The organism is Nocardioides psychrotolerans (genome assembly GCF_943371775.1).
GTDB classification, from domain to species: Bacteria; Actinomycetota; Actinomycetes; order Propionibacteriales; family Nocardioidaceae; genus Nocardioides; species Nocardioides psychrotolerans_A.
The window spans coordinates 20,850-43,368 of record NZ_CALRWD010000034.1; the positions used below are offsets into that span (position 1 = coordinate 20,850).

A 22,519-nucleotide genomic window follows, 5' to 3' on the forward strand; every position below is an offset into this window, starting at 1 on the left:
TCACAGCGACAGGTTGGCGACGTACGCCGACGCCTTGTCGCGTGCCTCGGCGACCAGGCCGTCGACCTCGAGGAGGCGCGGCAGCAGCGTGGGCTCGGTGTGCAGCGCGCGGAACATCATCGCCACGGTCACGCCGTGACCCGGCTGGTGGACGACGCTGATCTCGTCGCCGGCCTGGATCGCGCCGGGCACGAGCACGCGCAGGTAGGGCCCGGGGCGACCCTCGAGCGTGAAGCGCTTGACCCACGCGGTGTTGTCGTAGCCTCCGCGGCCCATCCACATCTTGAAGTCGTTGCAGGGGGTGCGGATCGAGGCGACCTCGAGCACCACGTCGGCACCGATGCGCCAGCGCTCGCCGACCTCGGCCTCGTTGACGTCGATCCCGGACGTCGTGAGGTTCTCGCCGAACTGACCGTCGCGGATCGGCTCGCCCAGCACCTGGGTCCAGTGGTCGAGGTCCTCGCGCGCGAAGGCGTAGACGGCCTGGTCGACGCCGCCGTGGTGCCGGGTGTCGGAGACCTGGTCTCCCTCGAGGCCCAGCACTCCGACCTCGACGGGCCCGACGACGGCCTCCTTGTCGATCGAGGTGCGGCCGATGACGGCCCAGGCCGCCTCCCGGGGACGACCGACGTTGACCGAGCGCAGGTGAGCCATGCCGCCATCCTCTCCCGCCGGTCGAGGCCCCGGCGACCGGGTTTCGGCTGTCTCCCGTCACGATCCGGTCACGGCCCGAACCCGTCGGGCCCTCCTGGGGTCGGAGGGGACATGACGCTCTCGGGCACGGCCCTGGCCGCCTCCTCCGTGCTCACCCTGCTGCTGCTCGCGTCGGCGTGCGGCTCGGGGGCACCGGGCGACGGTCCGTCCGTCGTGGGCCCCACCCCCTTCCCGGCCTCGGTCGCGGGGCCGGCGCCGGAGGGCTTCCACGCGGAGCAGTGCCCCGACCTGCGTGGTGAGGGCGGCTCGGGGCTCACCCTGCAGCTGCTCGTGCCCGACGACTACCGCACCTCCTACCGCGAGGGGCGTGGCTGCTCCTTCTCCACCGGCGACGAGCGCGGGCTGTCGGTCACGATGGGCGTCGGCCAGTCCCTGGCGGACTTCCGCGACGAGGCGGTCGCGCCCTTCGAGGGTGACGGCGGCGACGACGGCCTGACCGACGTGTCCTACGACGGCGACGTGGCCGTCTTCGGCGACCGGCACGGCGAGGCGCTGGCCTACGCGCCGTTCAACGACGGCCTCCCGCTGGACGTGCGCGTCCTCCAGGCCGACGGCGTGCGCCTGCACTGGGACGTCGCCGCGGGCCGGGGAGAGGCCGAGGCCGACGCCCTGGCCACCGTCGCCGCGTCGGTGGCGGTCGTCGAGGACGACCGTGCGACCTGCACCGGCCGCGGCGTCACGGCGCTCTACCTCCCGCCGCTGCCCCAGACCGAGACCGTCGAGTCGGGCGGCGGACGCTGCTACCTCTACCTGCGACCGCGCGAGTCGCTCCAGCGCTACGCCGCGGTCGTGCTGTCGCCCCGCGACTCGCTGGCCGAGCAGGCGGACCGGCTCCGCGGCGCCGAGAACGTCTCCGGGATCGTGCTCGAGCCAGGTGCGGCACAGCTGGACGGTCGGCCCGCCGACCGGCTGACCTGGGTCGTCACCCTGACCAGGCCGCGCTTCGGCAGCGGCCCCGGCACGTGGCGCAACGTCGCTGTCGGCAACGACACCGCGCGGCTGACCTGGGCGGCGACGCCGGAGGAGTGGGTCGAGGACCAGGCGTCGTACGACGCGTTCCTGGCGTCCCTGGACATCGTCACAGCCGCGGGGCGAGGGTGACCGCATGCGATCACGGACGCCCGGCATGTGGTGGGGCAACGCCATCGAGGCCCCGGACCCCAGCGCCCTGGCGCACTTCTACTCCGAGCTGCTCGGCTGGCCGGTCGGGCACGAGGAGCCCGGCACCGCGATCGTCGCTGCGGCGCAGGAGGGGCCCTACCTGGTCTTCCAGCAGGCCTCCGACTGGGAACCGCCGGTGTGGCCGCCGGTGCCCGGTGGGCAGCGGGCGATGATGCACCTCGACTTCCAGGTCGGCGACCTCGAGGAGGCCGTGGCCGAGGCCGTCGCCCTCGGCGCGACCCTGGCCGAGCACCAGCCCCAGGACCACGTGCGGGTCCTGCTCGACCCTGCGGGTCGTCCGTTCTGCCTGTGTCGCGACGACGGCGGCTGAGGAGTCACTAGTCTCGGGTCACCCACCCCGAGGAGCCCGAGCCGCATGAGACGTCGCCTGTCGATCCTGGGCGCGCTGTGCGTCGTCGCTCTGGCGAGCCCGCTCGTCGCGGCGGCACCGAGCCCGGCCTCGCCCGCCTCCGTCCCCACTGCTGCGCCCGCCGCCACCGACCCCGTGAGCGCACTGGCCATCGGCCGCGAGGCCTACCACTACGGCTTCCCGCTGCTCGAGTCCCTGCGCGTGCGCGCCGAGATGACCAGCGTCCGCTGCCCCGACGAGAGGGGCAACGCGCCGCTCAACTCCTTCTCGCACGCGCGGCGCTTCGCCGACGCCACCGCGCGCACCGTCGTGGCCCCCAACACCGACACGCTCTACTCGATCGCCCACCTCGACCTGGGCCGGGGCCCGATCGTCCTGCGCCACCCCGACATGGGCCGTCGTTACTACAGCTTCGCGATGCTCGACCCCTACACCAACGTGATCGCGATCCCCGGTGCCCGCGAGGACGGTGGCCGCGCCGGGTCGGTCCAGGTGCGGTGGTCGCGCCGACCGGGGCCCGCCGGCGGCCCGACGTACGACCGCGTGGTGACCAGCCGCTACCGCTACGTCTGGGTCATCGGCCGCACGCTCGCCTCCGGTCGCGCCGACCAGCGCCGGGCCCACGAGCTGATGACGCGCTACACGCTCACCGACGACGCGGGCCGACGCCGCACCTTCCCCGACGACTGCCGTCCGGGGAGGCCCGAGAAGCACCCGACGCCGACCACCGGTGCCGCGTTCGTCCGACGCCTCAACGCCGCCCTCACCCGGATCCCGCCGCCGCAGCGGGACGCGCCCCTGCTCGCGCGGCTGGCGGCCTACGGCATCGGTCCGGGCCTCTCCCCCGACGACGCGGGGCTGGACCCGGTCACGCAGGAGTCGCTCCACCGCGGCATCTCGACGGCGGCGATGCTCCTGCCCCGCGAGGTCCAGGTGCGGGCGCTGCGCGGCGCGCTGACCAACGACGGCTGGTTCGACCCCCCTCCGACGATCGGGCGCTACGGCACCGACTACGAGCTGCGCGCCCAGATCGCCTCAGCGGGCCTGGGAGCCAACACCCGGATCGAGGCGACCTACCCGGTCGGCGTGACCGACGGGACCGGGGTGCCCTACGTCGGCACCCACGACTACCGGCTCACCTTCGCCGCCGACGACCTCCCGCCGGTGCGCTACTTCTGGTCGCTGACGATGTACGACGCCGACGGCTACCTCGTGCCCAACGCCGGTGACCGCTACTCGGTCGGCCCGAGCCACCCCGGCCTGCGCGAGCAGCCCGACGGGTCCGTGGTCGTGGTGCTGTCCCGGACGCGTCCGAGCGACCCCACCGTCAACTGGCTGCCGTCCCCACCCGGCCAGTTCCGGCTCAACCTGCGGCTCTACGGTCCGCGGCCGACCGCGCTCGACGGCAGGTGGACGCCGCCGCCCGTCCAGGACCTGGGACCGCACCTCGGCTGACCGCACGGGGTCAGTCCTGGACCGCCTTGGCGATCGCCACGCAGGTGGTCAGCCACGCCGGGTCCGGGTCGCCGTCCTGGATCGCCCACAGCGCGTTGTGCAGCACCCGCACGACCACCCAGTCCCGGGCCCGGTCCTCGTCGAGTCCGGCCGCGTCGATCGTCGCGTGGAAGCGCCGCCGCACCCCCTCGCGGACGTCGCCGGCCAGCTCGTCGAAGCGGTTCCACAGCAGCGGTGCGACCTCGTAGTGCGGGTCGCCGCTCATCGGCTTGGGGTCGATCGCCAGCCACGGCGCCCGGTCACCGGCCAGCACGTTGGCGTAGTGCAGGTCCCCGTGGATCACCCGCCCGACGCTGGCCGGGTCACCGACGAGGTCGTGGCCGAGCGACACCGCCTGCTCGACCAGGCGACGCGGCAAGGGTGCGCTGCGCGGCAGCGAGCCGAGCGCGGCGCCCCACCGCTCGACGTACGACGTGAGGGTGCGCAGCTGCGGCAGTGCGGGTCGGTGGAGGTCGGCGTAGAGCCCGCCGACGACCTCGCACGCCTCGACGTCCCAGTGCTCGGTGAGGTCGGTGGGGTGCAACCGCTCGAGCAGCAGCGCCCGTCGTCGCGGGTCGGCCCGCAGCAGCGTGACCGCCCCGCGCCCGTGCCAGTGCTGCAGGGCCAGCGCCTCGTGCTCGGACTCGTCGTCGGGGAAGGCCACCTTGAGCACCGCCCGGTCCCGCTGGTGGAGCACCGGCACCACCACGGACGCGAAGCCGTGCATCGCCGGGCCGTCGGGCACCAGCTTCCACTCCTCCAGCAGCGCGACGACCCGGCCCGGCACGGTGTCGACCCACGAGGCCCAGATCTCGTCGCGCCCGGCGAAGGTCGCCAGGACCGCGGAGAGGTCGATCGGCACGGCGGGAGCGACTACTTCTTGGCCTTGTCGACCGAGCTGCCGGCGCCGTCGTTGGAGAGCGCGGCGATGAAGGCCTCCTGGGGGACCTCGACGCGGCCGACCATCTTCATCCGCTTCTTGCCCTCCTTCTGCTTCTCCAGCAGCTTGCGCTTGCGGGTGATGTCGCCGCCGTAGCACTTGGCGAGCACGTCCTTGCGGATCGCGCGGATGTTCTCGCGGGCGATGACCCGGGCGCCGATGGCGGCCTGGATCGGCACCTCGAACTGCTGACGCGGGATCAGGTCCTTGAGCTTGCCGGCCAGCATCACGCCGTAGGAGTAGGCGGCGTCCTTGTGCACGATCGCGGAGAACGCGTCGACCGGCTCGCCCTGGAGCAGGATGTCGACCTTGACGAGGTCGGCGGCCTGGTCACCGGAGCGTTCGTAGTCGAGCGAGGCGTAGCCCTTGGTGCGCGACTTGAGCTGGTCGAAGAAGTCGAAGACGATCTCGCCCATGGGCAGCGTGTAGCGCATCTCGACGCGGTCCTCGGAGAGGTAGTCCATCCCCTGCAGGTTGCCGCGCTTGGTCTGGCACAGCTCCATGATGGTGCCGATGTAGTCCGACGGGCTCAGGATCGTGGCGCGCACGACCGGCTCGCGGACCTCGGCGATCTTGCCCTCGGGGTATTCGCTGGGGTTGGTCACCTCGACGACGTTGCCGTCCTCCAGCGTCACCTCGTAGACGACGTTGGGCGCGGTCGAGATGAGGTCGAGGTTGAACTCGCGCTCGAGGCGGTCGCGGGTGATCTCCATGTGGAGCAGGCCCAGGAAGCCGCAGCGGAAGCCGAAGCCCAGCGCGCCGGAGGTCTCGGGCTCGTAGGCCAGGGCCGCGTCGTTGAGCTGGAGGCGCTCGAGCGCGTCGCGCAGCGTCGGGTAGTCGTCGCCGTCGATCGGGTAGAGGCCGGAGTAGACCATCGGGTTGGGGTGCTTGTAGCCACCCAGGGGCTCGTCGGCACCGTTGTGCTGGCTGGTGACCGTGTCACCCACACGCGACTGACGCACGTCCTTCACGCCGGTGATGAGGTAGCCGACCTCGCCCACACCGATCTCGCCGGCCTTGACCGGCTCGGGGCTGATCACGCCGACCTCGAGCATCTCGTGCACGGCACCGGTCGACATCATCTTGATCCGGTCGCGGTGCTTGAGCTTGCCGTCGATGACCCGGACGTAGGTGACCACGCCGCGGTAGGTGTCGTAGACGGAGTCGAAGATCAGCGCGCGGGGCGGGGCGTCGGCGTTGCCCACGGGCGCGGGGGTCTGCTTGACGATCTCGTTGAGCAGCGCCTCGACGCCGAGCCCGGTCTTGGCCGAGGTCTGCAGCACGTCGGAGGGGTCGCACCCGATGATGCCGGCGAGCTCCGCGGCGTACTTCTCGGGCTGCGCGGAGGGCAGGTCGATCTTGTTGAGCACCGGGATGATGTGCAGGTCGGCGCCGAGCGCCAGGTAGAGGTTGGCCAGCGTCTGGGCCTCGATGCCCTGGGCGGCGTCGACGAGCAGGACGGCCGCCTCGCACGCCTCGAGGGAGCGCGACACCTCGTAGGTGAAGTCGACGTGGCCGGGGGTGTCGATCATGTTGAGCACGTAGTTGCCGGGCTCGGCGTCCTGGTCGTTGCCGGCCGGCACGGTCCACGGCATGCGGACGGCCTGGCTCTTGATCGTGATGCCGCGCTCGCGCTCGATGTCCATGCGGTCGAGGTACTGCGCGCGGGCGGCGCGGGCGTCGACGACACCGGTCAGCTGGAGCATCCGGTCGGCCAGCGTCGACTTGCCGTGGTCGATGTGCGCGATGATGCAGAAGTTGCGGATGATCGCCGGATCGGTCTGGCCGGGGGTGGGCAGGTTCTGGGGCACGGACGACTCTCGGTGGTGTGCGGGGGGACGCCTCATTCTCCCACACGGCCCTGGACATCCCCGCCTCAGCGAGCACCGGCGGGCGCCGGGCGAGCCCGGTCGCGCCGGTTCGCGCCGGCGGTGGCCGGTGACCGAGGATGGGCCGGGTGATCGAGTCACCCCTCCCCCACGGTCGGACCGCCCGCCGCGTCGAGTGGACCTTCCTCCCGCCCCACATCCGCGCCCTCGTGGAGCAGCGCTGCGGCTCCCCCGTCGTGGACGCGATCTCGCAGGGCGGCGGCTTCACACCCGGCTTCGCGTCCGTCCTGGTCTGCGAGGACGGGTCGCGCCACTTCGTGAAGGCGGCGTCCACCAAGGCGCAACGGATGTTCGCCCACTCCTACCGCGAGGAGGCCCGCAAGCTCCGTGGCCTTCCCGCCAGCGCCCCCGCCGCGCCGCTGCGCTGGTTCCACGACGGTGAGGACTGGGTCGTCCTGGGTCTGGCGTACGTCGAGGGGCGGGCGCCGCGGCGTCCCTGGACGCAGGCGGACCTCGACGCCTCGATCGCGATGCTGGAGCACGCGGCTCGGGTCCTGACGCCCGCACCGGCCGGCATGCCCCTGGACACCTTCGCCGTGGAGTTCGCCGACTTCCCCGGCCACTGGGACCACGTCCGCGCCACCCGTCCCGGACTCGCCCACCAGGAGGAGGGCGCCGCGCTCGCGGCCCGCTTCGCGGAGGTGACCGCGGGCGACACGGTGGTCCACACCGACGTGCGCGACGACAACATCCTGATCCGACCCGACGGCTCGGCGGTCCTGTGCGACTGGAACTGGCCGGCGGTCGGGGCGGCCTGGCTCGACACCGTCTTCCTGATGATCGGTCCCCGCGGGGACGGGCTCGACGTGGAGACCGCCCTCGCCTCGGCTCCCCTGACGAAGGACCTGCCGGCCGAGCACGTCGACATCGTCCTGGCCCTGCTGGCCGCCTTCTTCATGCGCCAGTCCGACGAGCCGGTGCCGCCGACGTCGCCCCACCTCCGCGACGTGCAGTGGTGGCAGGGCGAGGTGGTCTGGGACTGGCTGTGCGAGCGACGGGGCTGGGAGTGAAGCACCGTCGGCGTCCGATTTGGGCAGCCGGACGGCCCGCTGCTAATCTTGCCCGTCGCGTGTCCGGCAGGAGCCTGCGCCGACCGCAAACTCCAGACCTGAGACAGCAATCCCCCAAGACGAAGGCGTAGCAGTGGCCAACATCAAGAGCCAGATCAAGCGCAACAAGCAGAACGAGAAGGCGCACGAGCGCAACAAGGCTGTGAAGAGCAACCTGAAGACCGCCGTCCGCAAGTTCCGCGAGGCCGCCGAGGCCGGCTCCGCCGACGCCGTGGCCCTGGGCCAGGACGCCGCGCGCAAGCTCGACAAGGCTGCCTCCAAGGGCGTCATCCACAAGAACCAGGCGGCCAACCGCAAGTCGGCCATCGCCAAGAAGGCTGCCTCGCTCTGAGCTGAGCAGCCTCGCACGTGCGACCCGTCAGAGTCCCTCTGACGGGTCTTCGTGCATTTCCTGGCTCTCTCGGCCGGATCTGCCGGGAGCAGCGACCGGCACCGGGGATGAGCCGTCAGCGCTGGTCGCGCAACGCGGTCACAGTGAGCACGAGCCGCTCCAGCGTGTAGGACGGGTCGCTCGCGGCGCCCTTGATGTCGGCGTCGGCCTTGGCCACAGCCCGGATCACCCGCGAGAGCCCGGCGTCGGACCACCCCCGGGACTGGTCACGGATCGAGCGAAGCTTCCACGGCGGGACCCCCACCTCGCGAGCCAGGTCGGCCTCGCGCATGCCCCGCATGGCCCCCTTGTAGCGGGCGAGGCCGCGAGCGCTGCCGGCGAAGGCCGACGTCACGAGGACCGCGGGCGTGCCGCCGTCGAGAGCCCACCGCAGCTCCTCGAGCGCGGCCGTGCGGCGCCCGGAGAAGGCGGCGTCGGCGACCGCGAACGACTTGGCCTCGGCTCGACCGCCGAAGTACTGCTTGACCCGGTCGACCGTCAGCGGCTGCCCCGGGAAGTCGTTGGTGAGCTGGTGGGCGGCGGCCGAGAGCGATCGCAGGTCGTGCCCGACGGCCTGGACGAGGAAGAGCGCGGCCTCCTGCTCGATCGTCGAGCCGTGGACGCGGACCTCGGAGGCGACGAACGCGGGGAACTCCGAGGGCTTCAGCTCGCCCGACTTGGACTCGGTCACGGTGGTCAGCTTGCGGAGCTTGGTCAGCACGCCGGAGCCCTTGGGGCCGCCGCCGTGGACCAGCACCAGCGCGACGTCCTCGGCGGGCGAGGCGGCATAGCCCAGCAGGCCGTCGACCGACTCGTCGGGCAGCTGCTCGAAGGAGCGCACCACCACGCAGCGGATCGTGGAGAACAGCGACGGGGCGGAGAGCTCCCCCAGGCTGGCGAGCGTCAGCTCGGCGGCACCGGTCTCGGAGATCTCGGACTCGGGGTCGTGGGAGCGGACCACCTCACGCACGGCGGTGATCGTGCGCTCGTTGAGGAACTCCTCCTTGCCGGTCACCAGGGTGACCCGACCCAGGACGTCTCCCGCACGCATGAGGCAACCCTCCCACATCGCTCCGACAGTCCCCCGGCCTCCCTCATCGGCCCACGGCCACCGCTTCTCCCTCGTCGACGACGACCGCCAGGTCGCCCGACGTGTCGGTGCGGAGCACGTCGGCGCCGGCCTGCTCCAGCGCGTCGAGGACCTCCTCAGCCGGGTGCCCGTAGTCGTTGTCGGCCCCCACCGACACCAGTCCCAGCTCCGCCTCGAGCGAGGTGAGGAAGGCGAGGTCCTGGTAGCGACTGCCGTGGTGGGGCACCTTGAGCACGTCGACGTCGAGGGCCGGCACGAGACGCGCCAGCGCCGCCTGACCGGGGGGCTCCAGGTCGCCGGCGAGCAGGATCCGCACGCCTCTGACCTCGGCGAGCAGCACCACGCTGGCGTCGTTGGCCCGGCTCCCGTCACCGGTGCCCTCGGTGGGCGAGTCCGGGAGCGGCCACAGGGTCTGGAGGGTCACCTCACCGACGACGCGTGTCTCGGCGTAGGGCGCGACGAGGGGCGCCAGCCCGACTGCCGCCGCGGCGCCGAGCACCGTCTCGACGCCGGAGGTCGGGTCGCGCATCCGCGACGTCTCCACCTCACCGACCTCGCGCCCCTCGAGCACCCCCGCCAGGCCGTCGACGTGGTCGGCATGGAAGTGCGTCAGGACCACGAGCGGCACGATGTCGACGCCGAGGTCGTCGAGGCACGCGTCGACGGCTGAGGCGTCGGGTCCCACGTCGACCACGACCCCGGTCCGGGGACCTGCTCGCAGGACCAGGGCGTCGCCCTGGCCGACGTCACACATGACGAGCACCCAGCCCGCGGGCGGCCAGCCCGGGCTGGGCAGCCGGACCGTCACCCCGATGACCATCACGATCGCGAGGCCGATGGCTGCCAGCGGCCGGCGCAGGAGCCAGGGTGCGGCCACGGCCAGGACCAGGCAGAGCAGGCTGAGCACGGCCACCGATCCGACACCCGCCTCCCAGTCCAGCGCTGCGCCGGGCAGCTCGGCACCGCGCCGCGCGACCGCGACGATCCAGCCGACGCACCAGGCGGCGCCGGTGCCCACGAGGGTGCCCGCGGCCGGGACCGCCAGGCCGAGCAGCCCACCGGTGAGCCCGAGGACGGTGGCCGGGCCCACGACGGGGGCCACGGCCAGGTTGGCGACGACGGCGACCAGGCTCACCTGTCCCGAGATGGCGGCGACGACCGGGGTGCAGGCCAGCTGGGCCGCTGCCGGGACCGAGACCGCCTCCGCCACCCACCGTGGGAGCCAGCGCGCCATCGCGTCGCGCCACCCGGGCGCGAGCACGACGATGCCGGCGGTGGCGAGCGCCGACAGGGCGAACCCCACCGAGGCCGCCAGCCCCGGCTGCACGAGCAGCAGCACGACCACGGCGACGCCCAGCGCCCGGAACGCCCGCTGCTGCCCGTTGGACCCCATCGCCAGCAGCCCCACTGCTCCCATGGCGGCCGCGCGGAGCACGCTCGGCTCGGTGCGGGCCAGGAGCACGAAGCCGAGGATGCCCAGGGCGCCGACGACGTAGAGCCAGCGGCCGCGCAGCCGGCACCAGCGCGCCAGGACCAGCAGGAAGCCGACGACCAGGGTCAGGTTGGTGCCCGAGACGGCCGTCAGGTGGGTCAGCCCCGTGGTGCGGAAGTCATCGGCGAGAGCCGGGTCCAGCCCGGCGTCGTCACCGTCCACGAGCGCCGGGACGAGGGCCCGCTGGTCGTCGGGGCGGTGAGCTACAGAGGCGCGGATCGACTCGCGGACGGCGCCCGCACCGCGCCACCACACGTCGGGGCGCTCGAGGACGACCGGGTCGCGGGCGGACGTCAGCACCGCTGCCAGGTCGTCGCCGTCAGCCGGGGCCAGGAGCCCGGACGTGCGCACCCGAGACCCCAGCGCCGCATCGGACCAGGCCTCCCCGCCGATGACCAGGACCGGGGTGGCCAAGCGGTGGGTGGCACCCCGACCCGTGACCTCCCGGACCTCCAGCCGCAGCAGCACCTGGTCGGCGAACCTCCCGGACACCGGCCGCGGGTCCGAGACCACCGTGCCGCTCAGCACCACCGCCGCCCGGTCCTCGGCCAGGTCGGCGACGGGGTTGGCGCTGATCGCCTGGTGACGCAGCGCGGTGGAGCCCGCGACGGCAGCGGCGACGAGCACGAGGCCGGCGACGGTGGCCGCGTGGTGCCGTCGCGGAGGCCGTGCCACCGCCGCAGCCCCCAGTGAGGCCAGGAGGCCGAGCAGCACCCACGCGCCCGCGCCGAGCAGGTGCACCGCCAGCGCCGCGAGCCAGGCGACGACCCCGAGCAGCGGCATCCGCAGGTCGCGAGGTCCCCGGTCCGGGTCGTGGTCGTCGGGCCTCACCACCGCCGGCTCGTCGGCACGTCAGATCGTCACGAACGGAGCGATCTGCTCCAGCGTGGCGTCGCCGATGCCGTCGACCTCCAGCAGCTCCTCCACGGCCGAGAAGCCGCCGTGCTCGTCACGCCACGCGAGGATCGACTGGGCGGTCACGGGGCCCACCTCAGGCAGGGTCTCGAGCTCGGCCTGGCCGGCGAGGTTGAGGTTGACCAGCGGACCGCCCGCTCCCGGCGCGGTCCCGGTGAGGCCCGGGGGTGCCGGGGTCGTCGAGCTCGGAGCACGCCCGACCAGGATCTGCTCGCCGTCGACGAGCACCCGAGCCAGGTTGATCGACGACAGGTCCACGCCGGGCCGCGCTCCCCCGGCCGCCTCGAGGGCGTCGACCACCCGCGACCCGGTGTCGAGGACGGCGATCCCGGGTCGTCGCACCTTGCCGGCGACGTCGACGGTCACCGTCGCCGCTCCTGCCGCACCCTCCGGGGCCGAGGACACCGACGCCGACGCCGACGGGAGCGTCACGAGCTCGGCGCCCGGGGAGGTCACCACCGGCGCCGCCGTGGGAGCCGCCTCGGGATCACCTCGCAGCACCCACCACGTCGTCAGCGCCAGCCCGATCGCCACGAGCACCGCGAGCACGGCCACCTGGGCGAGCCCGAGACCGACACGTCCCCTCAGCGTGTCGGGCAGGGCCTCGGCCAGGCCGGGTCGGCGACGGCGGGCGGCGTGCCGTCCGGGCACCGGCACCCGGGGCGGCTCGGCGGGCGCGGACGGCCCGAGAACCTCGACCGGCCGCGGCGGGCGGGGCTCCGCGGGCAGTGCCTCGAGCGGTGGGACGACCACCAGCGGGCGGCCGGCCACCCGGGTGTGGCCCTCCCACCACGCGCCGCCCGCGGCGGGCTCGACCGCCGCAGGTGCGGCCGCCTGCCCGCCACGCGTCGCGTCCAGCTCCACGCGCAGCTGCTCCAGCCGCCGCGCGACAGCGGCATCGTGGTCCTGGCCCGAGCGTCGAGATCGCATGGAAGGACGGTAGGCAGGACGGCCCCCGGCGCGCTCGGACCGGCGGCACGCCTGTGGACAACGCGGCCTGAGCGGCGGCTGTGGACCGCTCCCGGGCCCGGTGGGCGTCGAGCTCGGGCGGTGACCTACGGGCGATCCGACAGGCACCACACCCCCCCACCACCCACCGCCCCGTTCGGCGACTGAGACCCGCCGCACCCGCGCTCAGAGCCGCGGCGCCACGCAGACGGCGATCATGCCGGGACCCACGTGCGCACCGAGGACCGCACCGAGCTCTCCGCACCAGACCTCCCGGCCCCCGAGGTTGTCCGCCAAGCGGGTCCGGAGCTGGTCGGCGAGGAGGTCGGCGCGCTCCTGGTTGGCGAGGTGGGCGACGCACAGGTCGATCTCGGCGTCCCCGGCCGCGGCCACGGCCAGCTCCTCGAGCCGGGCCAGCGCCCTGCCCGAGGTGCGGACCTTCTCCAGCGACGCGACGACGCCGTCCTCGATGGTGAGCAGCGGCTTGACCGCGAGGGCTCCCCCGAACAGCGCGGCGGCTGCCCCGATGCGCCCACCGCGCCGGAGATACTCCAGCGTGTCGACGTAGAACAACGACGAGCAGGCCTCGGCGCGGGCGCGGGCCGCGGCGGCGGCTGCCTCGACGGAGCCGTCCCGTCCGATGACGTCCGCTGCAGCAAGGGCGGCATAGCCGGTGGCGACCCCGACCTCGCGGCTGTCGACGCACACGACCCGCACCGGGGAGTCGCGCGCCGCGAGCTGCGCCGACTCGAACGTGCCGCTCATGTCACCGGAGAGGTGCACCGACACGATCTGCTTGGCCCCGGCGGCGGCGGCCCGCTCATAGGCATCCAGCATCACCGCCGGCGCCGGGCGCGAGGTGCTCACGGGACGGAAGTCGCGCAGCGCCTCCGCGACCCGCTCCGGGGTGGCCTCCGGGGAGCCCTCGTCGTAGGCGTGGGCACCGATGACCACCTGGAGCGGGACGACGATGATCCCGCGCTCGGCCGCCACCTCCGCGGGGAGGCTGGCGGTCGAGTCCGTGACGACGACGACCGACATGTGGCAGAGAGTAGTGGCGTCCGCCTCGTCGGTCGTGGTCAGACCACGATGTTGACGAGCTTGGGTGCCCGCACGACGACCTTGCGGACCTCACGACCGTCGATGGCCGCCACGACCGTCGGGTCGGCGAGCGCCAGCGCCTCCAGGTCACCCTCGGCGATGTCGGGGGCCACCTCCAGGCGGGCCTTGACCTTGCCCTGGACCTGGACGACCGCCGTGACCGACTCCTCGACCAGCAGCGCGGGGTCGACGACCGGCCACCCCACGCGGGCGACGGTCGGCTCGTGGCCCAGCCGCTCCCACATCTCCTCGGCGGTGTACGGCGCCACCAGGGACAGCAGGATCGCCACGGTCTCCACGGCCTCGCGGACCGCGGGGTCGGCGCCGCCGCAACCCGAGTCGATCGCCTTGCGGGTGGCGTTGACCAGCTCCATCGTGCGGGCCACCATGACGTTGAAGCGGTGCTTCTCGATCAGCCCCTCGGCCTCGTGCACCGTCTTGTGCGTCAGCGTGCGCAGGGCGGTGTCACCCGTCGCCGGGTCGGTGCCCGGCGCGCTGGTGACGTCGCCGCTCAGGCGCCATGCCCGCTGCAGGAAGCGCAATGACCCACCGGGCGACACGTCGGCCCAGTCGATGTTGTCCTCGGGCGGGCTCGCGAAGACCAGCGTCAGGCGCACGGCGTCCACGCCGAACTCCGCCAACTGGTCGCCCAGGTTGATGCCGTTGCCCTGCGACTTGCTCATCTTGCGGCCGTTGTTGATGACCTTGCCCTGGGACAGGTAGGCCGAGAACGGCTCGTCCCAGCTGACCAGCCCCATGTCGCGCAGGGCCTTGGTGAAGAAGCGGGCGTAGAGCAGGTGCAGCACGGCGTGCTCGTCGCCGCCGACGTAGAGGTCGATGGGACCCCACTCCTGGGCCAGCGTGGTGTCGAAGGCCTGGCTGTCGTCGTGCGGGGAGACGTAGCGGAAGAAGTACCACGACGAGTCCACGAAGGTGTCCATGGTGTCGGTGTCGCGCGTCGCCGGACCGCCACAGGTCGGGCAGCTGACGTTGACCCAGTCGGTCGCCGCACCCAGGGGCGAGGTGCCCTTGGGCTTCAGGTCGGCGCCGCGCAGCTCGGGCAGCTCCACGGGCAGCTGGTCCTCCGGCACCGGGACCTCGCCGTCGACCGGGCAGTGGATGATCGGGATCGGGGCGCCCCAGTAACGCTGGCGCGACAGCAGCCAGTCGCGCAGCCGGAAGTTGACCGTGCCGCGACCCAGCCCCTTGCCCTCCAGGTAGGTGATGGTCGTGCTCTTCGCCTCGGCCACGCCCATGCCCGACAGGTCGATCTCGTCGTTGGCGGAGTTGATGGCCGGGCCGTCACCGGTGAAGGCCATCGTGTCGTGGCCGTCCCAGTCCGCGGGCGGCTCGACCGTGCGCACGATCGGCAGGTCGAAGGCCTTCGCGAAGTCCCAGTCGCGCTGGTCCTGTGCGGGCACGGCCATGATCGCGCCGGTGCCGTAGTCGGCCAGGACGTAGTCCGCGGCGTAGACCGGGATCCGCTCGCCGGTCAGCGGGTTGACGGCGTGCACGCCCAGGAAGACGCCCGTCTTCGGCCGGTCGGTGGACAGCCGGTTGATCTCGGTCTCCTTGCGGACCTCGACCAGGTAGTCCTCCAGAGCGGCGCTCTGCTCGTCGGTCACCAGCTCGGTGGCCAGGGCCGCGTCGGCCGCGACCACCATGAACGTCGCACCGAACAGGGTGTCGGGACGGGTGGTGTAGACCGTCAGGGGCTCCTCGCGCCCCTCGACGACGAAGTCGACGTGGGCGCCCTCGGAGCGACCGATCCAGTTGCGCTGCGCGTTGATCACCTTGGCCGGCCAGGTCGGCTGCAGCTCGTCCAGGCAGTCCAGCAGCTCCTGGGCGTAGGCCGTCGTGCGGAAGTACCACTGGGTCAGCTCGCGCTTGGTGACCTCGGCGCCGCAGCGCTCGCAGGCGCCGTCGACGACCTGCTCGTTGGCCAGCACGGTCTGGTCGTTGGGGCACCAGTTGACCGGGCTGTTCTTGCGGTAGGCCAGGCCCTGCTCCCGCATCTTCAGGAACAGCCACTGGGTCCAGCGGTAGTAGGAGGGGTCCGAGGTGTTGAACCGGCGCGACCAGTCGAAGCTCACGGCGTACTTCTGGAAGGACTCCAGCTGCGTGGCGATGTTGCCGTAGGTGTAGTCGGCCGGGTGCGCGTCGTTGCGGATCGCGGCGTTCTCGGCGGGCAGGCCGAAGGAGTCCCAGCCCATGGGGTTGAGGACCTCGTAACCCTTCTGCCACCAGTAGCGCGCGATCACGTCGTGCAGCGCGGTGACCTCCGCGTGACCCATGTGCAGGTCGCCGCTGGGGTAGGGGAACATCGTCAGCGCGTAGCGCTTCTCACGCGTCGAGGAGTCGTCGGCGCGGAAGGGGTCGAGCTGCTCCCAGACCGGCTGCCACTTCTGCTCGGTGGCAGCCACGTCGTAGGTCGCGGGCTCGTCCCGCTCGGCCGTCTCTCGCTGGGTCATCGTCTTCTCTCTCGGCTCTGGGTCGGACCTCATCGGGGCACAAAAAAACCCCCCGAGCACGAGGGGCAGCCGCGGCGACGTGTGCGTGTCGACGCGGCTAGATAAGGAGAAGGGTCCTGCGCATGACCTCAGGGTAGCGGAACGTCAGGCCGGCGCGGGAGCCAGCATGAGCGGCATCAGGCCGTGGACCTGCTCGACGATCGTGTCGAGGGCCGCTCGCTCACCCGCGAGGTGGCCCAGCAACGCCTGCTGGAAGAGCCCGTCCAGGATGCCGTACGCCGCGGCGCGCGGCACCACCGTCGGCCGCCCGACCAGCTCGGAGTAGCGCTCGACGACGCGCCAGACCATGTCCTCGAGGGTGGCGTCGATCATCGAGACCGCCTCACGCAGCGAGTCCTCGAACATGCTCTGCGAGCGCAGGTCGTACCACAGCCGGTGCATGGGCGCCTCGTCCTGCAGCGTCTCGACCAGCTTGGCGGAGAAGGCCTCGAGCAGCCCGTCGGCGGTGGTGGACGTGGCGACGACCTGGTCGTAGCGGGTGACGCACGTGGCCTTGTAGTGGCGCACGCAGTAGACGATGAGCTCGAGCTTGTCCTGGAAGTAGTAGTGCACGACGCCGTGGCTGAACTGGGAGTTGAGGGCGATCTCGCGCAGCGTGGTGCGCGCGTAGCCGCGCTCCCCCAACGTGACGAGTGCGGACTCGGCCAGCTCCGCGCGGCGTGCTTCGTGCTTGTCGGCCTGGGTGGCTCGAGCCCTGGTCGTGGTGGCCATCGAGTCCACCTCCTCCACGTCTGGGACCTCATGCTACGCGAGCACGCGCCTGCGGACCGGCACTTCTACGCCGGTCGACGCACGGGGCCTAGGGTCGGACCCATGACTGTGACTGACATGTTCCGACTGGACGGCAAGGTGGCCGTGGTGACCGGCGCCTCGAGCGGACTGGGCGTCGCCTTCGCCCAGGGCCTGGCCGAGGCCGGCGCCGATCTCGCGCTGGGCGCGCGACGCGTGGAGAAGATGGCCGACACCGCCGCGCTGGTCGAGGCCGCGGGACGGCGTGCGCTCACGGTGAGCACCGATGTGTCCGACCCGGCCTCGTGCGCCAACCTGGTGGCGCTGGCCATGGAGGAGTTCGGCCGCGTCGACATCCTGGTCAACAACGCGGGCATCGGCACCGCGGTGCCCGCCACGCGGGAGACGCCCGAGCAGTTCCGCGGCGTCATCGACGTCAACCTCAACGGGTGCTACTGGATGGCCCAGGAGTGCGGGCGCGTGATGCAGCCGGGCTCCAGCATCATCAACATCTCCTCGGTCCTCGGCATCACGACCGCGGGCCTGCCCCAGGCGGCCTACGCCGCGTCCAAGGCCGGGCTGATCGGCCTGACCCGCGACCTGGCCCAGCAGTGGACCGGGCGCAAGGGCATCCGCGTCAACGCGATCGCCCCGGGCTTCTTCACCTCGGAGATGACCGACAGCTATCCCGAGGGCTACCTGGAGTCCCAGGGCCCGCGGATCCCCGCCGGCCGCAAGGGCGATCCGGCCGAGCTGGCCGCCACCGTGGTCTTCCTCGCCTCCGACGCCGCCGGCTACATCACCGGCCAGACGCTGCCCGTCGACGGGGGCATGACGATCACCTGATCACGACCGCGCGAGCGGTCGTGATCAGGTGATCGAGCAGCGACCGCTCCCTCAGCGGCGCCGGTAGGCCACGACCACCGACGGACGCGGGAAGTCGTCGGTGTGCGGCCAGGTGCTCGCCTGGTTCTCGAAGGTCGCACCGTCGATCTCGCCGGGGTGCTGGACGGCGAAGAACAGCGAGCGGTTCTTGTCGTAGATCAGCGGTCCGCACGCCTCGGCGCCACGGGGCATCGTGACGAACTGGCGGACCTGGCCGCGCAGCGGTCCCTGGGTGGGGACGCGGAAGATCCCGTCGTTGGAGCCGAGCACGTTGCCGTCGGTGGAGATCCACAGCTGGCCCTCGGAGTCGAAGGTGACGTTGTCGGGGCAGCTGATGGGGCTGACCGTCGCCTTGTCCACGCCGCCGAAGTAGGTCTCGGCCGCAGCCGGGTCGCCGCAGACGAGCAGCAGGTCCCAGGTGAAGCCGCTGGCGGCGTGGCCGCCGGTCGGCGTCATCTCCAGCACGTAGCCGTTGCGGTTGCCCGACGCCGACGTGAGCGGCGCACCGGGCGACGCCCGCACCATCGACGACGCGATCGGGTTGGCCTCGTCGACCGGGAGCTCGGGCTTGCCGCGGTTGGAGTTGTTGGTCAGCGCGGCGTAGACCTTGCCGTTGACCAGGTTGGGCTCGACGTCCTCGGGGCGGTCCATCTTGGTGGGGCCGACCTTGTCGGCGGCCAGGCGCGTGAAGATGAGGACGTCGGCGACTGACATGCCCTCGACGTACGACGTCGTGTCGGTGCACAGCGGGATCCACCGGCCGGTGCCGTCGTAGACGCCGTCCTCGGAGCCGTCGCCGGAGAACTTCGCGACCGACAGCGTGCCCTTCGTCAGCAGCGTCAGGTTGTGGCGACGCGCCTTGGCCGTGCGGGCCGGGTCGAACTTCTCGGCCGAGACGAAGCGGTAGATGTAGTCACCGCGCTCGTCGTCGCCCATGTAGGCCACGGCCTTGCCGTTCTTGGCGATGACGATGTTGGCGCCCTCGTGCTTGAAGCGACCGAGCATCGTGTGCTTGCGCGGGGTGGAGGAGGGATCCATCGGGTCGACCTCGACGATCCAGCCGAAGCGGTGCGGCTCGTGCGGGTCCAGGGTGAGGTCGAAGCGGGAGTCAATCTCGCTCCACCCCTTGCCGGAGCCGGTGATGCCGTAGCGCGCGTACTCGGCGGTGTAGCGCGGGTCGAGCGCGCCGGACTTGTCGAAGTACTGGTTGAAGTTCTCCTCGCCCGAGAGCACCGTGCCCCAGGGGGTCTTGCCGCCGGCGCAGTTGTTGAGCGTCCCGCGCGCACTCCGACCGGACGTGTCGTCGATCGTCTTGAGCCGGTCGTCGCCGGCGGCGGGGCCGACGATCTTGAACTCGGTCTCGATGTGCAGCCGTCGGTTGAGCTTGGCCTTGCGCAGGTTGGTCTCGGCCCTCCAGTCGCCGGGCACGACCCCGCGCCGGATCTCGACCACGGACATGCCGTGGTTGCTCATCGAGATGGCCTTGATCTCGGCCGGCGTGTAGGTGCCGGCGGGGAACATCAGGTTCTCGTCGGTGTACTCGTGGTTGACGACCATGACGGCCTCGTCGCGACCGGTCGGCAGCACGCCGACGTAGTCGCAGTTGTAGCCGAACTGCTGGCGCGCGGCCTCGGGAGTCTGCTTCGTGGCGTCGAACTCGGGAGCACCCGGCAGGACGCGGTCGCCCCAGCGCATCACGACCGAGGTGGCGAAGCCCTCGGCGACGGTGACCGCGTCGCGCTTGTTGGGCTTGACGGCCGTGAAGGTGGTCTTCGCGAGGTCGCCGGAGGTCGCACGGGCGGCGGGCTCGACGGCGGCGGCGGCCAGACCGCCGGAGGCGGCGCCCGAGCCCACGACCAGGGCGCCGGTGCCGATCGCAGCACCCTTGAGGACGGAGCGGCGCTGGACCGCTTTCGTGATCTCCTCCTGGATGTGGCCGTTGCCGGAGCGGTTGGGCTCGGGGTGGTCGCAGGCGTTGCCGCACCGGAAGAAGCAGGTCATGAAGCTGCGCGAGCCGTGGCGGCTCGCTGACGATGCCGGCGTCACCGGGGTCAGGGGCAGCAGGGGGCGCGAGGGCGTCTGGGTCATGCCCCCAGCCGACCAGCGCCCGGTGAACCAGGTGGACCGGACAGGTGACCAACGGGTGTCCCGCAATGGTCAGGAGGGCGACACCTCGGTCGGCGTGCGCCCGGTCCACCGACGGAAGGCGCGGATGAAGCTGGCGGACTCGGCATAGCCCAGGCGGCGGGCGACCTCCGCCACCGGCATCGTGGCCCGACCGTCGAGCAGCGCCATCGCCAGCGACGACCGGACCTCGTCGAGCAGCTCCTGGTAGCCCACTCCCTCGTCTCCCAGCCGACGACGCAAGGTGCGCTCCCCCATCGCCAGCGCAGCCGCGACCTCCGCCATCGGCGCGCCCTCGGCCAGGCGCTGGGTGATCAGCACCCGCACGTCCTGCGCCAGCCCCCGGCGGACCCGACGCACGTCGACGACCTCGGCGCACATCCGCTCGGCGAGCGCGAGCCGCTCGGCGCTGCGCTGCGGCAGCGGACGCTCGAGCTGGTCCGCGCCGAACGCGATGGCCGCCGCTCCCGGGGCCCACGTCAGCCGCGCCCCCACCCCGCCCGGGACCAGCGACTCCAGGACGGTCACGATCGCCGTGGCGTCGCGCTCCACCAGCAGCCTGCGTACGTCGGAGGGCAGCGCGCCGCCGTCGACGCTGACGTGGACCTCGTCCCCGACCAGCGACGCGCGTGGGATCGCGAAGGCGAAGCTGAGGTCGATCAGCCGCAGCGCCACGGTGATGGCGTCCAGCACGGTGCGGCTGGACAGCATCGCGTAGCCGAACGCGCCGAACGTGGAGGCCTGGTAACGCTCCCCCACCTCCACCCCGACCTCGCCGAGAAGCCGGTGGAGGGTGCGCACCACGCACAGCTCCTGCGCGGCGGTGACCTCACCGCCGCCGCGCACCAGCGCCGCGAGCGACCCCGCGGTGAGACCGGTGCCGACGAGCGCGCGGGCCGCGCCGACGCCGCGCGCCCCGGCGTACTCCACGAGCAGGGCGGTGCCCGCCGCCGAGCGGGGGAAGCCCCAGTCCTCGGCGGCCGGGGCCGGCAGCCCCCGCGCATCGGTCGTCATGTCCGGAATTATCAATCAGATCACCGCCCACACGCTCCACGACGTCCGTGCGGCGCCTAGTTTCGGAGCCATGAGCACCCGTGTCGTCATCATCGGAGCCGGCTTCGGCGGCCTCGGCGCCGCCCATGCCCTCCTTCAGCAGGGCATCACGGACGTCACCGTCCTCGAGCGCGCCGACAGCGTGGGCGGGGTGTGGCGCGACAACACCTACCCGGGCGCCGCCTGCGACGTGCCCTCACCGCTCTACTCCTGGTCCTGGGCCACCAACCCCGGCTGGGGACGGCGCTACTCCGAGCAGCCGGAGATCCTCGACTACATCCAGGAGACCGCGGCGCGCGAGGGACTGCTCGACCTGGTGACCACCGGGGTCGAGGTCACGAGCGTGACCTACGACGAGCAGGCCCTGACCTGGCACGTCGCCGCGGCGGACGGGAGGTCGTGGACGGCCGAGATCGTCGTCTCCGCCGTCGGCCAGCTCTCCAACCCGGTCATCCCCGACCTCCCGGGCACCGAGACCTTCGCCGGCCCCACCTTCCACTCCGCGCAGTGGCGCCACGACGTCGACCTCACCGGCAAGCGCGTCGCGGTGGTCGGCACCGGCGCGAGCGCCATCCAGTTCGTCCCCGGCATCGTCGACCGGGTCAGCGAGATGACGGTCTTCCAGCGCTCGGCGCCCTACGTCGTGCCCAAGCCCGACCAGGCCTACCGCCCCCGCCACCACCGCGCGTTCGAGCGCTTCCCGGCCCTGCTGGCCACCGAGCGGCGCACGTGGTTCCGGCTCACCGAGCTCTTCAACGGCGCACTCTCCGGCGAGTCCTTCGCCACCAAGCCCCTGCTGGCCGCGCTCAAGCAGACGTGGCGACTCGCGCTGCGCGCCCAGGTCCGCGACGCCGCCCTGCGCGCCAAGCTCGTGCCCGACTACGAGCTCGGCTGCAAGCGGCTGCTCTTCTCCAACCACTGGTATCCCGCGCTGGCGCGTGACCACGTCGACGTCGTCACCGAGCGCGTCGCCTCCGTGGAGCCGACCGGGGTGCGCACCGCCGACGGCGTGCTCCACGAGGCCGACGTGCTGATCTGGGGCACCGGCTTCGCCGCCACCGACTTCCTCGCCCCCATCACCGTCACCGGGGTCGGCGGCGCCGACCTGCACGAGCGGTGGGCCGACGGTGCGCGCGCCCACCTCGGGCTGGCGGTGCCCGACTTCCCCAACCTCTTCTGCATCTACGGGCCCAACACCAACCTCGGTGGCAGCTCGATCATCAACATGCTCGAGGCGCAGGCCTCCTACATCGCCCAGGTCGCCCGTCGCATCGCCGACGGCGGCGCCCGCGCGGTCGTCGTACGACGGGAGGTGGCGGACGCCTACGACACCGAGATGCAGTCGCGGCTCGCCACGAGCGCGTGGGCCGGCTGCTCGAGCTGGTACGTCGACGGGCCGCGCATCACGACCAACTGGCCCGGCCAGGTCGCGGAGTACCAGCAGCGCACGGCCACGGTCGACTGGGACGAGCTCGAGGTCGTCTCGTGAGCACGCCCTATCCCCCGGAGCCGTGGGACCTCGCCGGCACCGGCCACCTGACGACCTGGACCGTGCCGGTCGAGTCCCTGCCGCCGCTGCCCTTCAGCGCGACCCCGGTGAGCGTGCGGGGCCGGGCGATCGTGTCGACCGCGTTCGTCGCCTA

At 72.4% G+C, this 22,519-nt stretch carries 18 protein-coding genes; 7 read left to right on the forward strand and 11 right to left on the reverse strand.

Annotated elements, in window-relative coordinates; genetic code table 11:
• Positions 1 to 654 carry an MOSC domain-containing protein gene (locus AAG827_RS11415; RefSeq protein ID WP_341926101.1) on the reverse strand — a complete coding sequence of 218 codons (654 nt, stop codon included), beginning with the start codon at positions 652 to 654 and terminating at the stop codon, positions 1 to 3.
• Positions 655 to 765: 111 nt separating this feature from the next.
• Here AAG827_RS11415 and AAG827_RS11420 point away from each other — a divergent pair, with 111 nt between their 5' ends.
• The 3 genes from AAG827_RS11420 to AAG827_RS11430 are packed head-to-tail and all read left to right on the forward strand — an operon-like array spanning position 766 to position 3,700.
• Entirely contained in the window at positions 766 to 1,815 is a 1,050-nt protein-coding gene (locus AAG827_RS11420; RefSeq protein WP_341926102.1) for a hypothetical protein, read from the forward strand.
• A 4-nt stretch (positions 1,816 to 1,819) separates the two neighbouring features.
• Positions 1,820 to 2,206: a VOC family protein gene (locus AAG827_RS11425; RefSeq protein WP_341926103.1), complete on the forward strand. Its 387-nt coding sequence runs from the start codon at positions 1,820 to 1,822 to the stop codon at positions 2,204 to 2,206.
• Between the two features lie 45 nt (positions 2,207 to 2,251).
• Positions 2,252 to 3,700 carry a DUF1254 domain-containing protein gene (locus tag AAG827_RS11430; protein ID WP_341926105.1) on the forward strand — a complete coding sequence of 483 codons (1,449 nt, stop codon included), beginning with the start codon at positions 2,252 to 2,254 and terminating at the stop codon, positions 3,698 to 3,700.
• 10 nt (positions 3,701 to 3,710) lie between these two features.
• On the opposite strand, the gene AAG827_RS11435 is transcribed toward AAG827_RS11430, so the two are convergent.
• Together AAG827_RS11435 and lepA are read right to left on the reverse strand one after the other, a co-directional pair.
• Positions 3,711 to 4,601 (reverse strand): aminoglycoside phosphotransferase family protein, encoded by an 891-nt coding sequence (locus tag AAG827_RS11435; RefSeq protein ID WP_341926107.1) that lies wholly within the window; start codon positions 4,599 to 4,601, stop codon positions 3,711 to 3,713.
• Positions 4,602 to 4,612: 11 nt separating this feature from the next.
• Positions 4,613 to 6,526 (reverse strand): translation elongation factor 4, encoded by a 1,914-nt coding sequence (lepA, locus tag AAG827_RS11440; protein ID WP_341926108.1) that lies wholly within the window; start codon positions 6,524 to 6,526, stop codon positions 4,613 to 4,615.
• A 110-nt stretch (positions 6,527 to 6,636) separates the two neighbouring features.
• On the opposite strand from lepA, the gene AAG827_RS11445 reads away from it, so the two are divergent.
• Both AAG827_RS11445 and rpsT read left to right on the forward strand, forming a co-directional pair.
• Positions 6,637 to 7,578, forward strand: coding sequence for a hypothetical protein (locus AAG827_RS11445; protein WP_341926109.1), 942 nt, complete (start codon positions 6,637 to 6,639; stop codon positions 7,576 to 7,578).
• A 133-nt stretch (positions 7,579 to 7,711) separates the two neighbouring features.
• Entirely contained in the window at positions 7,712 to 7,969 is a 258-nt protein-coding gene (gene rpsT / locus AAG827_RS11450; protein WP_341926110.1) for a 30S ribosomal protein S20, read from the forward strand.
• A gap of 115 nt (positions 7,970 to 8,084) precedes the next feature.
• Here rpsT and holA read toward each other — a convergent pair whose 3' ends face one another.
• From holA to AAG827_RS11480, 6 genes are all read right to left on the reverse strand, one after another.
• A complete protein-coding gene (gene holA, locus AAG827_RS11455) occupies positions 8,085 to 9,059 on the reverse strand; it encodes a DNA polymerase III subunit delta (protein ID WP_341926111.1) in 975 nt (324 codons plus the stop codon).
• A gap of 43 nt (positions 9,060 to 9,102) precedes the next feature.
• A complete protein-coding gene (locus AAG827_RS11460) occupies positions 9,103 to 11,421 on the reverse strand; it encodes a ComEC/Rec2 family competence protein (protein ID WP_341926112.1) in 2,319 nt (772 codons plus the stop codon).
• A 21-nt stretch (positions 11,422 to 11,442) separates the two neighbouring features.
• The gene (locus AAG827_RS11465; protein ID WP_341926113.1) at positions 11,443 to 12,435 is read right to left on the reverse strand and encodes a ComEA family DNA-binding protein; all 993 of its coding nucleotides are present in this window, start codon (positions 12,433 to 12,435) and stop codon (positions 11,443 to 11,445) included.
• 204 nt (positions 12,436 to 12,639) lie between these two features.
• On the reverse strand, positions 12,640 to 13,494 hold the full coding sequence (locus tag AAG827_RS11470) for a DegV family protein (protein ID WP_341926114.1): 855 nt from the start codon (positions 13,492 to 13,494) through the stop codon (positions 12,640 to 12,642).
• 38 nt (positions 13,495 to 13,532) lie between these two features.
• Positions 13,533 to 16,025 carry a leucine--tRNA ligase gene (gene leuS / locus AAG827_RS11475; RefSeq protein ID WP_341926115.1) on the reverse strand — a complete coding sequence of 831 codons (2,493 nt, stop codon included), beginning with the start codon at positions 16,023 to 16,025 and terminating at the stop codon, positions 13,533 to 13,535.
• A 144-nt stretch (positions 16,026 to 16,169) separates the two neighbouring features.
• The gene (locus AAG827_RS11480) at positions 16,170 to 16,796 is read right to left on the reverse strand and encodes a TetR/AcrR family transcriptional regulator (protein ID WP_341926116.1); all 627 of its coding nucleotides are present in this window, start codon (positions 16,794 to 16,796) and stop codon (positions 16,170 to 16,172) included.
• Positions 16,797 to 16,898: 102 nt separating this feature from the next.
• Between AAG827_RS11480 and AAG827_RS11485 the strand changes: the two genes are divergently transcribed.
• The gene (locus AAG827_RS11485) at positions 16,899 to 17,660 is read left to right on the forward strand and encodes a 3-oxoacyl-ACP reductase family protein (RefSeq protein ID WP_341926117.1); all 762 of its coding nucleotides are present in this window, start codon (positions 16,899 to 16,901) and stop codon (positions 17,658 to 17,660) included.
• 51 nt (positions 17,661 to 17,711) lie between these two features.
• Here the strand turns inward: AAG827_RS11485 and AAG827_RS11490 are convergent, their stop codons facing one another.
• Together AAG827_RS11490 and AAG827_RS11495 are read right to left on the reverse strand one after the other, a co-directional pair.
• Entirely contained in the window at positions 17,712 to 19,787 is a 2,076-nt protein-coding gene (locus AAG827_RS11490) for a PhoX family phosphatase (protein ID WP_341926118.1), read from the reverse strand.
• Between the two features lie 69 nt (positions 19,788 to 19,856).
• Positions 19,857 to 20,837 carry a helix-turn-helix domain-containing protein gene (locus AAG827_RS11495; RefSeq protein WP_341926119.1) on the reverse strand — a complete coding sequence of 327 codons (981 nt, stop codon included), beginning with the start codon at positions 20,835 to 20,837 and terminating at the stop codon, positions 19,857 to 19,859.
• A 70-nt stretch (positions 20,838 to 20,907) separates the two neighbouring features.
• Between AAG827_RS11495 and AAG827_RS11500 the strand changes: the two genes are divergently transcribed.
• Positions 20,908 to 22,365 carry an NAD(P)/FAD-dependent oxidoreductase gene (locus AAG827_RS11500; RefSeq protein ID WP_341926120.1) on the forward strand — a complete coding sequence of 486 codons (1,458 nt, stop codon included), beginning with the start codon at positions 20,908 to 20,910 and terminating at the stop codon, positions 22,363 to 22,365.
• The last annotated feature ends 154 nt before the right edge of the window (positions 22,366 to 22,519 follow it).

Excerpts from the sequence above, each read along its gene's own strand:
- AAG827_RS11415 (WP_341926101.1), bottom strand. The coding sequence starts at position 654 with ATGGCTCACCTGCGCTCGGTCAACGTCGGTCGTCCCCGGGAGGCGGCC.
- AAG827_RS11420 (WP_341926102.1), top strand. The coding sequence starts at position 766 with ATGACGCTCTCGGGCACGGCCCTGGCCGCCTCCTCCGTGCTCACCCTG.
- AAG827_RS11425 (WP_341926103.1), top strand. The coding sequence starts at position 1,820 with ATGCGATCACGGACGCCCGGCATGTGGTGGGGCAACGCCATCGAGGCC.
- AAG827_RS11430 (WP_341926105.1), top strand. The coding sequence starts at position 2,252 with ATGAGACGTCGCCTGTCGATCCTGGGCGCGCTGTGCGTCGTCGCTCTG.
- lepA (WP_341926108.1), bottom strand. The coding sequence starts at position 6,526 with ATGAGGCGTCCCCCCGCACACCACCGAGAGTCGTCCGTGCCCCAGAAC.
- holA (WP_341926111.1), bottom strand. The coding sequence starts at position 9,059 with ATGCGTGCGGGAGACGTCCTGGGTCGGGTCACCCTGGTGACCGGCAAG.
- AAG827_RS11465 (WP_341926113.1), bottom strand. The coding sequence starts at position 12,435 with ATGCGATCTCGACGCTCGGGCCAGGACCACGATGCCGCTGTCGCGCGG.
- AAG827_RS11470 (WP_341926114.1), bottom strand. The coding sequence starts at position 13,494 with ATGTCGGTCGTCGTCGTCACGGACTCGACCGCCAGCCTCCCCGCGGAG.
- leuS (WP_341926115.1), bottom strand. The coding sequence starts at position 16,025 with ATGACCCAGCGAGAGACGGCCGAGCGGGACGAGCCCGCGACCTACGAC.
- AAG827_RS11480 (WP_341926116.1), bottom strand. The coding sequence starts at position 16,796 with ATGGCCACCACGACCAGGGCTCGAGCCACCCAGGCCGACAAGCACGAA.
- AAG827_RS11485 (WP_341926117.1), top strand. The coding sequence starts at position 16,899 with ATGACTGTGACTGACATGTTCCGACTGGACGGCAAGGTGGCCGTGGTG.
- AAG827_RS11490 (WP_341926118.1), bottom strand. The coding sequence starts at position 19,787 with ATGACCCAGACGCCCTCGCGCCCCCTGCTGCCCCTGACCCCGGTGACG.
- AAG827_RS11495 (WP_341926119.1), bottom strand. The coding sequence starts at position 20,837 with ATGACGACCGATGCGCGGGGGCTGCCGGCCCCGGCCGCCGAGGACTGG.
- AAG827_RS11500 (WP_341926120.1), top strand. The coding sequence starts at position 20,908 with ATGAGCACCCGTGTCGTCATCATCGGAGCCGGCTTCGGCGGCCTCGGC.